Origin of the sequence: Streptomyces sp. NPDC102451 (assembly GCF_044765485.1) — a bacterium.
Taxonomy (GTDB): domain Bacteria; phylum Actinomycetota; class Actinomycetes; order Streptomycetales; family Streptomycetaceae; genus Streptomyces.
Window position 1 is genome coordinate 90723 of sequence record NZ_JBIWKD010000016.1, and the last position, 12696, is coordinate 103418.

Sequence of the window (12696 nt, forward strand, 5' to 3'; positions counted from 1 at the left end):
TCATGTGCCCGGCCCGGAGCGCGATGCCCTCACGCGCGAGGCCTTCGTACGCCCGGCCCGGAGCGCACCGCCAGGTGCGAGCCCACCCCACAGGCTCGGTCCCCCGCACCGCCAGAGAAGAGACCCGTCCCCCCATGAGTCCCGCTTCCCCCACCCCGCAGAGCCCCCCGCGCCGGACCGGGGCCCGCATCAAGAGCCCCGATCTGCTGCTCGCCGAGTCCGGAGCCGACCTGGAGGGCCACGGCCTGCGCCGCACCATGGGGCTGTTCCAGCTCGTGTGCTTCGGCGTCGGGGCGATCGTCGGCACCGGGATCTTCGTCGGGCTGTCCGACAGCGTCGCCGAGGCGGGCCCCGCCGTGGTGGTCTCGTTCGTCCTGGCCGCCGTCACCTGCATCTTCACCGCCTTCTCCTTCGCCGAGCTCGGTGGCGCCATCCCGGTCTCCGGCAGCTCCTACTCCTTCGCCTACGCCACGCTCGGGGAACGGGTCGCGTTCCTCGTCGGCTGGTGCCTGCTGCTGGAGTACGGCGTCTCGGTCTCCGCCGTGGCGGTCGGCTGGAGCCAGTACGTCAACGAGCTGCTGGACAGCCTCATCGGCTGGAACCTCCCGGCGGCGCTCTCCTCCGGTCCCGGCGACGGCGGCGTGGTCAACCTGCCGGCGGTCGTCGTGGTCATGATGGCGGCCACCCTGCTGGTGCGCGGCATCAGGGAGAGCGCGGGCGCCACCGCGGCGATGGCGGTGCTGAAGATCGGCATCCTCATCGCGTTCTGCGCGATCGCGTTCACCGCGTTCCAGGACGGGCACCTCTCGCCGTTCGCCCCCCAGGGCATGGCCGGGATCACCGCCGGGGCATCGGTGGCGTTCTTCTCGTACATCGGCTTCGACGCCATCACCACCGCCGGGGAAGAGGTCAGGAACCCCCGCCGGAACATTCCGATCGCGATCATGATCTGCATCGGCCTGGTCACCCTGCTCTACTGCGCGGTCGCCCTCGGCGCCATCGGCGCGCTGGGCGCGGACGCCGTGGGCGACAAGCCGGCCGCGCTCTCGCTGGTCGTGGACAAGGTCACCGAGTCGAGTGTCGGCGGAGGGATCATCGCCTTCGGCGCGGTCGTCGCCATCGCCTCCGTCGTCCTCGCGGTGATGTACGGCCAGACGCGGATCCTGATGTCGATGTCCCGCGACGGACTGATCCCCCGGGTCTTCGAGCGGGTGTCGCCCAAGACCCGTACGCCGGTCGCCAACACCTGGATCGTGGCGGTCGTCTTCGCCGTCCCCGCCGCGTTCTCGTCCCTCGACGTCGTCGTGAACCTGACGACCATCGGCACGCTCGCCACCATGGCGGTGGTCAACATCGCGGTCATCACGCTGCGCCGCCGCAACCCCGAGCTGAAGCGTTCCTTCCGGGTGCCGCTCTACCCCGTCAGCCCGATCCTGGGCGTCGGCTTCTGTCTGTACCTGATGTACGGGACGGGCTGGACGACCTGGCTGCAGTTCATGGTCTTCCTGGCGGTGGGAGCCCTGGTGTACGCGGGATACAGCCGCAGCCGCTCCCGGCTCGTCAGTCCCGGGGAGCCGCAGGACCGGGCGGCCTCGGGCCCGGCGGCAGGGTGAACCAGACCGCCTTGCCGTGCTCGGTGGGGCGGTGACCGCAGGCGGAGCTGAGGGCGCGGATCAGGATCAGCCCCCGGCCGTGCTCCTGCCACGGGTCCGGTGTACTGCCGGGCAGCAGACGGGAGAGGTCGCCGGGCGGCCCCGGGTCGTGGTCGTGGACCTCCACCTGGCAGCCGGACGCCAGGAGCTCGACCACCAGCTCGATGGGCCCCGAGCCGTCGGTGTGCTCCACGGCGTTGGCGACCAGCTCGGCGGTCAGCAGCTCGGCGGTGTCGCTGTCCGCGGGCGCGTCGAGGTCCGCCAGCGCCGTACGGATGAGGGCGCGGGCGATCGGCACGGCGGCCGTGGAGTGCGGCAGGGCGATGCGCCAGGAGCGGGCCGGGGGCGGCGCGGGGACGTCGGGAGGCACGTCGGGGGTTTCCGTTCGGGAGCGGGACATCCGGCGGGACCTCCGTTCCGGGGCTGCTGTCTCCGGGACGGCGTCCTCCGGCACCGGAGGGTACGGGGTCTGTACCAGGACTTCCTGGGTCCCACCATACGAAGCACGACGCCGCAGACATAGAGGCGGCCGACCGGTGCAAAAGGGACGTTCGCCACAGTGGCGACTATCGCGTACTCATGACGGAAGTCACAGATGAGTGATAGCTTCGAAGCGCATCAGCATCGGCCCGACGGCTGGAGGGGACCCTCCCATGAGCCCGTTCACCGGCTCCGCCCCGCGCACGGAGCGCTGGAAGCATCTGCGCCTGACGACGGACGACGGCGTGGCGACCGTGACGCTCGCCCGCCCCGAGAAGCTCAACGCGCTCACCTTCGGCGCCTACGCCGACCTGCGCGACCTCCTCGCCGAGCTCTCCCGCGAACGCTCCGTGCGGGCCCTCGTGCTCGCCGGCGAGGGGCGCGGTTTCTGCTCGGGAGGTGATGTCGACGAGATCATCGGCGCCACCCTCGCCATGGACACCGCCCAGCTCCTGGACTTCAACCGGATGACCGGCCAGGTCGTCCGCGCCCTGCGGGAGTGCCCCTTCCCCGTCGTCGCCGCCGTCCACGGAGTGGCCGCGGGCGCGGGCGCGGTCCTCGCCCTGGCCGCCGACTTCCGGGTCGCCGCCCCGTCCGCCCGCTTCGCCTTCCTCTTCACCGCCGTCGGCCTGTCCGGCGGCGACATGGGCGCCGCCTACCTCCTGCCCCGCGTCGTCGGCCTCGGCCACGCCACCCGGATCCTCATGCTCGGCGAACCCGTCCGCGCCCCCGAGGCCGAGCGCATCGGGCTGATCAGCGAGCTGACCGGCGAGGGAGAGACCGGCACCCGCGCCGCCGCTCTGGCCAGGAGACTCGCCGACGGCCCCGCCCTGGCCCTCGCCCAGACGAAGGCGCTGCTCACCGCCGAGCTCGACATGCCGCTCGCCGCCTCGGTGGAGATGGACGCCGCCACCCAGGCCCTCCTGATGCACGGCGAGGACTACGCCGAGTTCCACGCCGCCTTCACCGAGAAGCGGCCCCCGAAGTGGCGGGGCAGGTAGCGCGATGCCCCCCACCGGCACGGAGCGCATCGCGGTCATCGGCGGCGGACCCGGCGGGCTCTACGCCGCCGCCCTCCTGAAGCGGCTGGACCCGGGCCGCGAGATCACCGTGTGGGAGCGCAACGCCCCCGACGACACCTTCGGCTTCGGTGTGGTCCTCTCCGACGAGACGCTCGGCGGCATCGAGCACGCCGACCCCGTCGTGTACCGCGCACTGAGTGACGCGTTCGTCCGCTGGGACACCATCGACGTCGTGCACCGGGGCACCACCCTGACCTCCGACGGCCACGGCTTCGCCGCGCTGGGCCGCCGTACGCTGCTGCGGATCCTGCACGAGCGCTGCGCGTCCCTCGGCGTACGGCTCCGCTTCCGGACCGGGGCGCCGCCCGCCGCCGAGCTGGCCGCACACCACGACCTGGTCATCGCCGCCGACGGGGTGCACAGCGCCACCCGCGAGGCCCATGCCCGTCACTTCCGCCCCACGGTCACCGGCCACCGCAACCGCTACATCTGGCTCGCCGCCGACTTCGCGTTCGACGCCTTCCGCTTCGAGATCGCCGAGACCGAGTACGGCGTGATGCAGCTGCACGCCTATCCCTACTCCGCCGATGCCTCCACCGTCATCGTCGAGATGCGCGAAGAGGTCTGGCGGGCCGCCGGCCTCGACACCTGTGACACCGCCCGGTCGGCCGAACACTGCGCCAAGGTCTTCGCCGAGGCCCTCGGCGGCCGGCCGCTGCGCTCCAACAGGTCCGCCTGGCTCACCTTCGCCACCGTCAGCAACGCGCACTGGTCGCACGGCAACACGGTCCTCATCGGGGACGCCGCCCACACCGCCCACTTCTCCATCGGCTCCGGAACCAAGCTCGCCGTCGAGGACGCCCTCGCCCTCGCCGCCTGCGTCGAGGAACAGCCGGACCTGCCCACCGCCCTCGCCGCGTACGAGGCCGAGCGCCGCCCCGTCGTCCTGTCCACCCAGCGCGCCGCCGCGGCCAGCCTGCGCTGGTTCGAGGAACTCCCGCAGTACGTGGACCAGCCGCCCCTGCGGTTCGCCTTCAACCTCCTCACCCGCAGCCGCCGCGTCACCCACGACAACCTGCGGCTGCGCGACCCCGGCTTCACGGACGCGGTCGAGGCGGAGTTCGGCTGCCCGCCGGGCACCCCGCCGATGTTCACCCCGCTGCGGCTGCGCGGCCTCGAACTCCGTAACCGCGTCGTCGTCTCGCCCATGGACATGTACTCCGCCGTCGACGGGACACCCGGCGACTTCCACCTCGTGCACCTCGGCGCCCGTGCGCTCGGCGGCGCCGGTCTCGTCATGACCGAGATGGTCTGCGTCAGCCCCGAGGGCCGCATCACGCCCGGCTGCGCCGGCCTGTGGACCGACGGCCAGGCCGACGCCTGGAGCCGGATCACGCGCTTCGTCCACGACGCCGCCCCCGGCGCCGCGATCGGCGTCCAGCTGGGCCACTCCGGCCGCAAGGGCTCCACCCGGCTGATGTGGGAGGGGATCGACCAGCCGCTGGAGGAGGGCAACTGGCCGGTCAGCGCCGCCTCACCCCTCCCGTACGCGCAAGGCGTCAACCAGATCCCGCAGGCGCTGGACCGCGCCGGGATGGACACGGTCAGGGACCGGTTCACCGAGGCGGCCCGGCGGGCAGCCCGCTGCGGATTCGACCTCCTCGAACTGCACTGCGCCCACGGCTATCTGCTCTCCGGCTTTCTTTCCCCGCTGACCAACCTCCGCACCGACGCCTACGGCGGCCCCCTGGAGAACCGGCTCCGCTTCCCCCTGGAGGTCTTCGACGCGGTCCGCGCCGTCTGGCCCGACGACCGGCCGATGACCGTACGCATCTCCGCCACGGACTGGGCCCAGGGCGGTACGAGCGACGAGGACGCCGTGGCGACCGCCCGCGCCTTCGCCGCCCACGGCGCGGACGCAATCGACGTCTCCACCGGCCAGGTCGTCCCGGAGGAACGCCCCGAGTACGGCCGCTCCTACCAGACCCCGTACGCCGACCGGATCCGCAACGCCCTGGACGTGCCCGTCATCGCGGTGGGCGCCATCTCCTCCTGGGACGACGTCAACTCGCTGCTGCTCGCCGGCCGGGCCGTTCTCTGCGCCCTGGCCCGCCCCCATCTGTACGACCCGCACTGGACCCTGCACGCGGCGGCCGAGCAGGGCTACACGGGGCCGGGCGTCTCCTGGCCGCTCCCGTACGGCGCGGGCAGCCGGACCCCGCCGACGGGCCGCACCGACGGCCCCAGGCCCCGGCTCACGCTCGACTGAGCGTCAGACACTCGTGGCAGCGGCACGGGCAGGGATGCGGCATGGCCCAGTGCGAGGTGCGGTACTCGACGGACAGCCGGCCGAGGAGCGCGGCGAGCTCCTCCGCGTCCTGGCGGCCCGGCCGGCGGCCGCCCGTGCCCGCCTCCTCGCACAGCCGCAGCACGGTCGGGCTGTGGACCGGCACGGCCCGGAAGGTGTGCAGATTGCGCGTCGGTATGTCGATCGTGATGTACGTGCCGGTGTGGCGTCCGCGCCCGATCGTGGTCAGCTGCTCATGGCCCGTCCCCGCGTAGGTCTCCACCACGTACACCTTGGAGCCGCCCCGGTAGGACTTGGTACCGGGACGCAGCTCCTGGCCGCCCTCCCCGTAGCGCCGCCACCGCACGACGTTCGCGGCGATCAGCCACACCTGCCCGTCCGGTGTCCCCCCGCCCCCGGCCGTCACCCGGGCTCCGCGGTGATCAGCAGACGGTCGGAGACGGCCTCGTAACCGACGCGCCGGTACACGCCGTTGCTCGTCGGGTTCGCGAGGTCGGTGAAGAGCAGCACCTCCCGGGCACCCTCCTCCCGTGCCACCCGGCTGACCTCCGCCGTCACCGCCGCCGCGTAACCCCGGGCCCGGTGCTCCGGCGGGGTGTAGACGGCCGACACCCGTACCGTCCCCGCGATCCTGCGCGAGACGCCCGCCATCGACACGGGAACTCCGTCCGCCTCCCAGAGCGTGAACCCGCCGTGCGCCGTACGCTCGTCGACGATCCGCTCAGCCCGGTCGCCCGACTGGCCGGTCTCCCCGCCGAACGCGCGGATCCAGCCGACCAGCAGCTCCCGGTCGGCGGCGGTCGCGGTCCGGGGCACACCCGCAGGAGCGGGGGAGGGCGGCACCAACGTGCCCAGCCGGTACAGCCGGTGCTCCTCGTCGACCCGGTGGCGCGGCCAGCGGGCCGCCAGGGCCCGGGCGGTGTCGCGGTCCGCGTTGACACCGGGCAGCGCCAGCGCGTCCACCAGCGGGCCGAGCGCCTCCGGATCCACCGTGCCCAGGATCGGCACGAAGGGCGGTGTCCGCACCAGCGCACCGGCCACCTCGCCGTCCGCCCCACGCCACCAGCCCAGCACCGGCGGCTCCGCACCGTAGGCGTGCGGCCCGCTCTCCCGCAGGGTGGCGGTCACGGTCAGCAGCAGGGTGTTCTCGGCGGGCCGGGCGGCCAGGGACGCTCCCGCCGCGTCCAGGAAGCGCCCGACGTCATCGGTGAAGGTCCAGGTCATGCTTCATCCTGTCGGGTCGCACGGCCCCGGGTCATCCCGATTTCGGCAGGAGGATCAGGAGCCCTCCCCGACGAACAGGGCTCCCGCGTCCCGCAGTCGGCCGTGCAGCAGCCCGAACACCTCCGCCGAGCGCCCGCCCGGCCAGTCCTTCGGCAGCAGCTCCCCGGGCAGCCCCGGGTCCGCGTACGGGAGCTGCCGCCAGGAGTCCAGCGCGCGGAGGTAGTCCCGGTAGGCCTCCTCCGGACCGGGCGCGCCCTCGCGTGCCTCCCAGGACCGCAGGACCGGTTCCTGCTGCTCCAGGAAATCGAGGTGGAGCCGGGCGATCGCGTCCAGGTCCCACCAGCGCGCCACCGCCTCCCCCGTGGCGGCGAACCCGAGGTGCTCCCCGCGGAACAGGTCGACGTACGGGGCGAGTCCGAGGCGCTCCAGCGTGTGCCGCGTCTCCTCGTACAGCCCGGCGGGTGCGATCCACACCCCGGGCGCCGCCGTGCCGAAGCCGAGCCGGCCGAGACGGGAGCGCAGCAGGTGGCGCTTGTGGCGCTCGGCCTCCGGTACGGAGAAGACGGCGAGCACCCAGCCGTCCCCGGGCAGGGGCGCGGGGCCCCGGTAGATCCGCCGGTCGCCGTCGTCCAGCAGCTGGCGGGCGTCCGCCGACAGGGCGTATCCGGCGGCCCCGTCCGCGGTACGGGCGGGGGTGAGCAGCCCGCGGCGCTTGAGGCGGGAGACGGAGGAGCGCACCGACGGGGCGTCGACACCGACCGCGTGCAGCAGCCGGATCAGCTCGGACACGGCCAGCGGCGCGTTGCCGGGGCGACGGCCGTAGGCGCCGTAGAGGCTGACGATCAGGGAACGGGGAGTGTGCTCGGCCACGTGATCACTCTAGAGGGGCGGTGTCACGCAGCAGGAAGCGCTGGAGCTTTCCCGTCGCGGTCCTCGGGAGCTCGGGCAGGAACACGAAGGCGCGCGGGCACTTGTGCGGTGCCAGCTCGGCCTTCATGTGCGTCCGCAGAGCGTCGTCCGACAGCGGCGCACCCTCGCGTGGCACGACGTACGCGGCCACGATCTGCCCGCGCAGTTCGTCCGCCCGGCCCACCACCGCCGCCTCGGCGACGTCGGGGTGGCGCAGGAGCGCCTCCTCGACCTCGGGGCCGGCGATGTTGTACCCGGCGGAGATGATCATGTCGTCGGCGCGGGCGACGTAGCGGAAGTAGCCGTCGGGTTCACGGATGTACGTGTCGCCGGTGATGTTCCAGCCGTGGCGTACGTACACCCGCTGGCGTTCGTCGGCGAGATACCGGCAGCCGACAGGCCCGCGCACGGCCAGCAGACCGGGTTCGCCGTCGGGCAGCTCCTCGCCGTCCTCGTCCACCACGCGCGCCTGCCAGCCGGGCACGGGAACACCGGTGGTGCCGGGACGGATCGCCCCGTCGGCGGCGGAGATGAAGATGTGCAGCAGCTCGGTGGCCCCGATGCCGTTGATGATGCGCAGCCCCGTCCGCTCGTACCAGGACCGCCAGGTCGCGGCGGGGAGGTTCTCCCCGGCCGAGACGCAGCGGCGCAGCGCGGACAGGTCGTGGCCGTCGAGCGCGTCGAGCATCACGCGGTACGCGGTCGGCGCGGTGAACAGGACGGAGACGCGGTGGGCGGCGAGTGCCGGCAGCAGCTGCTTGGGGCCCGCCTGTTCGAGCAGCAGGGCGGAGGCACCGGCCCGCAGGGGGAAGATGACCAGCCCGCCGAGTCCGAAGGTGAAGCCGAGCGGAGGGCTGCCGGTGAACACGTCGTCGGGGCCCGGCCGCAGGACGTGGCGGGCGAACGTGTCGGCCACGGCCAGTACATCGCGGTGGCCGTGCATACAGCCCTTGGGGCGTCCGGTGGTGCCCGAGGTGAAGGCGATGAGCGCGATGTCGTCGGCGGCGGTGTCCACCGCCCGGAAGGGCCCCGGCCGGGCCGCCGCGAGCGCGGTCAGATCGTCGGGGGAGTCGCCCCCGTACGCCGTGACGCTCAGTCCGGGCACCTGTGCCGCGGCCAGGTCGTCGACCGATCTGACGTCGCACAGGGCGTGGCCGACGCGGGCGAGGGAACAGATGGTGGCGAGCTCCGGGGCGCGCTGCCGGTCCAGCACCGTCACGGCGACCGCGCCGGCCTTCATCACGGCGAGCCAGCAGGCCGCGAGCCAGGGCGTGGTGGGACCGCGCAGCAGCACCCGGTTGCCGGGGACGACGCCCAGATCGTGCGTCAGGACCTGCGCGATCCGGTCCACCCGGTCCCGCAGCTCGCCGTAGCTCCAGACGGATCCGTCGGCGGTACGGAAGGCGGGGCGGCCGGGGCCGAAGCGGGCGGCGGTGCGGTCGAGCAGCTCGTACCCGCAGTTCAGCCGGTCCGGGTAGGCCAGTTCGGGGAGGTCGAAGACCAGCTCCGGCCAGTCCTCGGCGGGTGGGAGGTGGTCGCGCGCGAAGGTGTCGGTGTGCGCGCTCGCGGTACCTGACGGCTTCATGAAGCATCGCTCCCTGATCCAGCCTGATCCAGACGAAGGACCCCAGGGCCTCTCGTCCGGATCAGGCGGGGCTCGCGTGCTCCGAACGGAAGACCCTGGTCGCCCTTGGAGCGTATCGTTTGGGTGACGGTAGTCAACGGTCCGCGATAAGTCGTGACAAGAGAGGCGCCGGTATGACGGCATTCTCCCTCGATCCCGGTCGAACCGCCTGGTGCGACGAGCTGTACACCCTCGCCCGCGACGAGCTGCGCCCCCTCGCGGAGAAGGGCGAGCCCGGCCACGTCAACCGCCCGCTCGTCGCGGCCCTCGGCGGGCTGGGGCTCCTCGACCGGCTCCTCGGCTCGGGCGCGCTCGACCTCTGTCTGCTGCGCGAGTCGCTGGCGCGCGGCTGCACCGAGGCGGAGACCGCGCTCGCACTCCAGGGCCTCGGAGCCGGTCCGGTCCGCAGCGCGGGCACCGAGGCCCAGCGCGCACGATGGCTCCCCGAGGTGCGCGCCGGCCGCGCCGTCGCCGCCTTCGCGCTCAGCGAGCCGGGCGCCGGATCCGACGCGGCGGCCCTCGCCCTCGCCGCACGGCCCGCCCCGGACGGGGCCGGCTGGCGGCTCACCGGCGAGAAGTGCTGGATCTCCAACGCCCCCGAGGCCGACTTCTACACCGTCTTCGCCCGGACGGGCGAGGGCGCCGGAGCCCGTGGCGTCACCGCGTTCCTCGTCCCCGCCGACCGCCCCGGGCTCACCGGGACGCCCCTGGACATGCTCTCCCCGCACCCCATCGGGGCGCTGGACTTCGACGGCGTACCGGTGACCGCCGACGATGTGCTCGGCGAGCCCGGCCGCGGGTTCCGGGTCGCCATGGACACCCTCAACCTCTTCCGGCCCAGCGTCGGCGCGTTCGCCGTGGGCATGGCGCGCGCCGCGCTCGACGCCACCCTGGAGCACACGGCGGACCGCACCGCCTTCGGGGCCCCGCTCAAGGACCTGCAGGCGGTGTCGCACCAGGTCGCCGAGATGGCCACCCGCACCGAGGCCGCCCGCCTCCTCGTCTACGCGGCGGCCGCCGCCCACGACGCGGGCGAGCCGGGCGTGCCCCGGCGCGCCGCCATGGCCAAGCTGTACGCCACCGAGACCGCGCAGTACGTCGTCGACGCGGCCGTCCAGCTGCACGGCGCCCGCGCGCTGCGCCGGGGCCATCTGCTCGAACACCTCTACCGGGAGGTCCGCGCGCCCCGGATCTACGAGGGCGCCACCGAGGTACAGCGCACCATCATCGCCAAGGAGCTGTACGCCACCCAGGAGACGCCCGCATGAATCCGATCACCCGGATCAACCCCGCCGAACTCGCCCCGCCCACCGGCTTCTCGCACGCCGTCACCGCCACCGGAGGCCGGCTGGTCTTCCTGGCCGGCCAGACGGCGCTCGACGGCGACGGGAAGGTCGTCGGCGCCACCCTGCCGGAACAATTCGAGACGGCCCTGGGGAATCTGCTCACCGCCCTGCGCGCGGCGGGCGGCGCCCCGTCCGCCCTGGCCAGGGTCACCGTCTACGCCACCGATGTGGCGGACTACCGCGCCCACGCACCCGAACTGGGCCGGATCTGGCGGCGGCTGGCGGGGCGTGAGTACCCGGCGATGGCCGTCATCGGAGCGGCCCGGCTCTGGGACGAGCAGGCGATGGTCGAGATCGACGGCATCGCCGTGCTGGACTGAGAAGGAACCAGGGGCGGTGCGGCCCGCCGCACCGCCCCCGTCACTTCGCGACGCCGGTCAGTACGGCTTGACCAGCACATGGGCGGCGCCCGGCATGCCGATCTTCAGGAGCTCGTCCTCCTCCGGCGTCGTCGCGCCGCCCGTCTCCTCCTTCAGGAGCGCGCGCGAGAGGTTCTGCACGAACATCGCACGGGGACGACGGCGGTCCTCCCACGCGGTGAGCGCCGCCGCGACCTCGTCCTCCGCGTCCAGCGACCGGGCCAGGACCAGCGCGTCCTCGACCGCCATCGCCGCACCCTGCGCGAGGTTCGGGGTGCTCGCGTGCGCGGCGTCACCGGCGAGGACGACCCGGCCGACGTGCCAGGGCTCGTCCACCGTGATCTGGGAGATGCGCGAGTACACGATCCCCTCCGGACCGGTGACGCCGGCCAGTGCCTGGGCGACGGGGCCGCCGAACGCGGCGAGGCGCTCCCTCAGCTGCTCGTGCGCCGTCGCGGGGTCCGCGCGGAAGCCCGGCTCCTCGGCGGTGACCGCGGCCAGATACATCGAGTCCTCGGTGATCGGGGTGAGCAGCGCCTTGGTGGACGACCTGCCCACGCTGATCACGACGCCCTGGACCTCGGGCAGCCGGGGCACGGTGACCCGCCAGTTCGCGAAGCCGGTGTACTCGGGGGTGAACCGGTCACCGTGGAGGAGCGTGCGCAGCGGCGAGCCGATGCCGTCGAAACCGACGACCAGGTCCCAGCGGGCCGACGAACCGTCGGACAGGGTCACGTCCACCCCCGAGCCGTCGTCGCTCAGGTCGCTGATCGTGGTACCGAAGCGGATCGGGACGCCGGCGGCGGTGACCGCCTCGGCGAGGATCCTGGCCAGCTCGGGGCGCGGGATGCCGTTGGCGGAGGGCGCGCCGTCCAGCTGGGGCTGCGGGATCTTGGCGAGCGTGGCGCCGGTCGGGTCACATATGGTCAGCACCTCCCACGGGTAGCCGGCCGCGGTGCACGCGTCGAGCACACCGATCTCACGCATGACGTGCAGGGCGTTCGACGGCTGGATGATGCCGACGCCGAGTGCGTCCAGCTCGTCACGGAGCTCGACGACCTCGACCGTGTGCCCGCTCCGGGCGAGCGCGACGGCGAGGGTGAGCCCGCCGATGCCGCCGCCATGTACCAGTACACGCAGGGGTGTTGTCATATCGGATCTCTCCAGGGGGAAGGCAGGAGGGGAAAAGGGCGGCCGTCAGCCGACGGCCGCGGGCAGGCTCATCAGGTGGTCGACCAGGGCGAGCAGCACATCGCGGCCGAAGGACCGCTCCCGGACGTCCCCGACCAGCAGCGGGACGTGCGGATCCAGGTCCAGGGCGGCCCTGATCTCCTCGGTGGTACGGGTGTTGTGCCCGTGGAAGCAGTTGATCGCCACCACGAAGGGGATGTCCCTGCTCTCGAAGAAGTCGATCGAGGCGAAACTCGTCTCGAGCCGGCGGGTGTCGGCGATCACGACGCCGCCGAGCGCGCCGTTGACCAGGTCGTTCCACATGAACCAGAAGCGTTCCTGGCCGGGTGTGCCGAAGAGGTAGACCACCAGCTCCGGGCTGACCGTGATGCGGCCGAAGTCCAGGGCCACGGTGGTGGTGTTCTTCCGGTCCACACCGGCGAGGCTGTCGACGCCGACGCTCGCCTGGGTGAGGTACTCCTCGGTGCGCAGGGGCGTCACCTCGCTGACGGCGCCCACCAGGGTGGTCTTTCCGACGCCGAAGCCACCGGCTATGAGGATCTTGACGGCGGAGGGCGCCGTCGGACTGGTTGTCATATCGG

12 protein-coding genes are annotated in these 12696 nt (G+C 73.1%); 5 read left to right on the plus strand and 7 right to left on the minus strand.

The window, feature by feature from the left end:
• The first annotated feature begins 134 nt into the window (after positions 1-134).
• Positions 135-1613 carry an amino acid permease gene (locus ACIRD8_RS29020; RefSeq protein WP_403997796.1) on the plus strand — a complete coding sequence of 493 codons (1479 nt, stop codon included), beginning with the start codon at positions 135-137 and terminating at the stop codon, positions 1611-1613.
• Here ACIRD8_RS29020 and ACIRD8_RS29025 read toward each other — a convergent pair.
• Positions 1561-2022 carry an ATP-binding protein gene (locus tag ACIRD8_RS29025; protein WP_403998051.1) on the minus strand — a complete coding sequence of 154 codons (462 nt, stop codon included), beginning with the start codon at positions 2020-2022 and terminating at the stop codon, positions 1561-1563. The genes ACIRD8_RS29020 and ACIRD8_RS29025 overlap by 53 nt on opposite strands.
• A 283-nt stretch (positions 2023-2305) precedes the next feature.
• On the opposite strand from ACIRD8_RS29025, the gene ACIRD8_RS29030 reads away from it, so the two are divergent.
• Both ACIRD8_RS29030 and ACIRD8_RS29035 read left to right on the plus strand, forming a co-directional pair.
• Positions 2306-3133 carry an enoyl-CoA hydratase family protein gene (locus tag ACIRD8_RS29030; RefSeq protein ID WP_403997799.1) on the plus strand — a complete coding sequence of 276 codons (828 nt, stop codon included), beginning with the start codon at positions 2306-2308 and terminating at the stop codon, positions 3131-3133.
• A gap of 4 nt (positions 3134-3137) precedes the next feature.
• Positions 3138-5423, plus strand: coding sequence for a bifunctional salicylyl-CoA 5-hydroxylase/oxidoreductase (locus tag ACIRD8_RS29035; RefSeq protein ID WP_403997802.1), 2286 nt, complete (start codon positions 3138-3140; stop codon positions 5421-5423).
• On the opposite strand, the gene ACIRD8_RS29040 is transcribed toward ACIRD8_RS29035, so the two are convergent.
• From ACIRD8_RS29040 to ACIRD8_RS29055, 4 genes are read right to left on the minus strand one after another with little or no spacing between them, the layout of a single operon-like run.
• Positions 5410-5868, minus strand: a complete 459-nt coding sequence (locus ACIRD8_RS29040) for a hypothetical protein (RefSeq protein WP_403997805.1) — start codon at positions 5866-5868, stop codon at positions 5410-5412. The genes ACIRD8_RS29035 and ACIRD8_RS29040 overlap by 14 nt on opposite strands.
• Positions 5865-6686 carry a GNAT family N-acetyltransferase gene (locus tag ACIRD8_RS29045; RefSeq protein WP_403997808.1) on the minus strand — a complete coding sequence of 274 codons (822 nt, stop codon included), beginning with the start codon at positions 6684-6686 and terminating at the stop codon, positions 5865-5867. Before ACIRD8_RS29045 ends, ACIRD8_RS29040 begins: the two co-directional genes overlap by 4 nt.
• A gap of 54 nt (positions 6687-6740) precedes the next feature.
• Positions 6741-7556 (minus strand): PaaX family transcriptional regulator C-terminal domain-containing protein, encoded by an 816-nt coding sequence (locus ACIRD8_RS29050; protein ID WP_403997811.1) that lies wholly within the window; start codon positions 7554-7556, stop codon positions 6741-6743.
• 4 nt (positions 7557-7560) lie between these two features.
• Positions 7561-9180, minus strand: coding sequence for an AMP-binding protein (locus ACIRD8_RS29055; RefSeq protein WP_403997814.1), 1620 nt, complete (start codon positions 9178-9180; stop codon positions 7561-7563).
• Positions 9181-9353: 173 nt separating this feature from the next.
• Here ACIRD8_RS29055 and ACIRD8_RS29060 point away from each other — a divergent pair, with 173 nt between their 5' ends.
• Both ACIRD8_RS29060 and ACIRD8_RS29065 read left to right on the plus strand, forming a co-directional pair.
• Positions 9354-10487: an acyl-CoA dehydrogenase family protein gene (locus ACIRD8_RS29060; RefSeq protein ID WP_403997817.1), complete on the plus strand. Its 1134-nt coding sequence runs from the start codon at positions 9354-9356 to the stop codon at positions 10485-10487.
• Positions 10484-10885 carry a RidA family protein gene (locus tag ACIRD8_RS29065; protein ID WP_403997820.1) on the plus strand — a complete coding sequence of 134 codons (402 nt, stop codon included), beginning with the start codon at positions 10484-10486 and terminating at the stop codon, positions 10883-10885. The genes ACIRD8_RS29060 and ACIRD8_RS29065 overlap by 4 nt, the downstream gene beginning before the upstream one ends.
• A gap of 57 nt (positions 10886-10942) precedes the next feature.
• On the opposite strand, the gene ACIRD8_RS29070 is transcribed toward ACIRD8_RS29065, so the two are convergent.
• Both ACIRD8_RS29070 and ACIRD8_RS29075 read right to left on the minus strand, forming a co-directional pair.
• Positions 10943-12076: an FAD-dependent monooxygenase gene (locus ACIRD8_RS29070; RefSeq protein ID WP_403997823.1), complete on the minus strand. Its 1134-nt coding sequence runs from the start codon at positions 12074-12076 to the stop codon at positions 10943-10945.
• Between the two features lie 45 nt (positions 12077-12121).
• On the minus strand, positions 12122-12691 hold the full coding sequence (locus ACIRD8_RS29075) for a GTP-binding protein (RefSeq protein ID WP_403997826.1): 570 nt from the start codon (positions 12689-12691) through the stop codon (positions 12122-12124).
• Positions 12692-12696 lie beyond the last annotated feature (5 nt).

What these genes read in the sequence shown, in the direction of transcription:
- ACIRD8_RS29020 (WP_403997796.1), top strand. Translation starts at nt 135, where the DNA reads ATGAGTCCCGCTTCCCCCACCCCGCAGAGCCCCCCGCGCCGGACCGGG.
- ACIRD8_RS29030 (WP_403997799.1), top strand. Translation starts at nt 2,306, where the DNA reads ATGAGCCCGTTCACCGGCTCCGCCCCGCGCACGGAGCGCTGGAAGCAT.
- ACIRD8_RS29035 (WP_403997802.1), top strand. Translation starts at nt 3,138, where the DNA reads ATGCCCCCCACCGGCACGGAGCGCATCGCGGTCATCGGCGGCGGACCC.
- ACIRD8_RS29045 (WP_403997808.1), bottom strand. Translation starts at nt 6,686, where the DNA reads ATGACCTGGACCTTCACCGATGACGTCGGGCGCTTCCTGGACGCGGCG.
- ACIRD8_RS29055 (WP_403997814.1), bottom strand. Translation starts at nt 9,180, where the DNA reads ATGAAGCCGTCAGGTACCGCGAGCGCGCACACCGACACCTTCGCGCGC.
- ACIRD8_RS29060 (WP_403997817.1), top strand. Translation starts at nt 9,354, where the DNA reads ATGACGGCATTCTCCCTCGATCCCGGTCGAACCGCCTGGTGCGACGAG.
- ACIRD8_RS29065 (WP_403997820.1), top strand. Translation starts at nt 10,484, where the DNA reads ATGAATCCGATCACCCGGATCAACCCCGCCGAACTCGCCCCGCCCACC.
- ACIRD8_RS29070 (WP_403997823.1), bottom strand. Translation starts at nt 12,076, where the DNA reads ATGACAACACCCCTGCGTGTACTGGTACATGGCGGCGGCATCGGCGGG.
- ACIRD8_RS29075 (WP_403997826.1), bottom strand. Translation starts at nt 12,691, where the DNA reads ATGACAACCAGTCCGACGGCGCCCTCCGCCGTCAAGATCCTCATAGCC.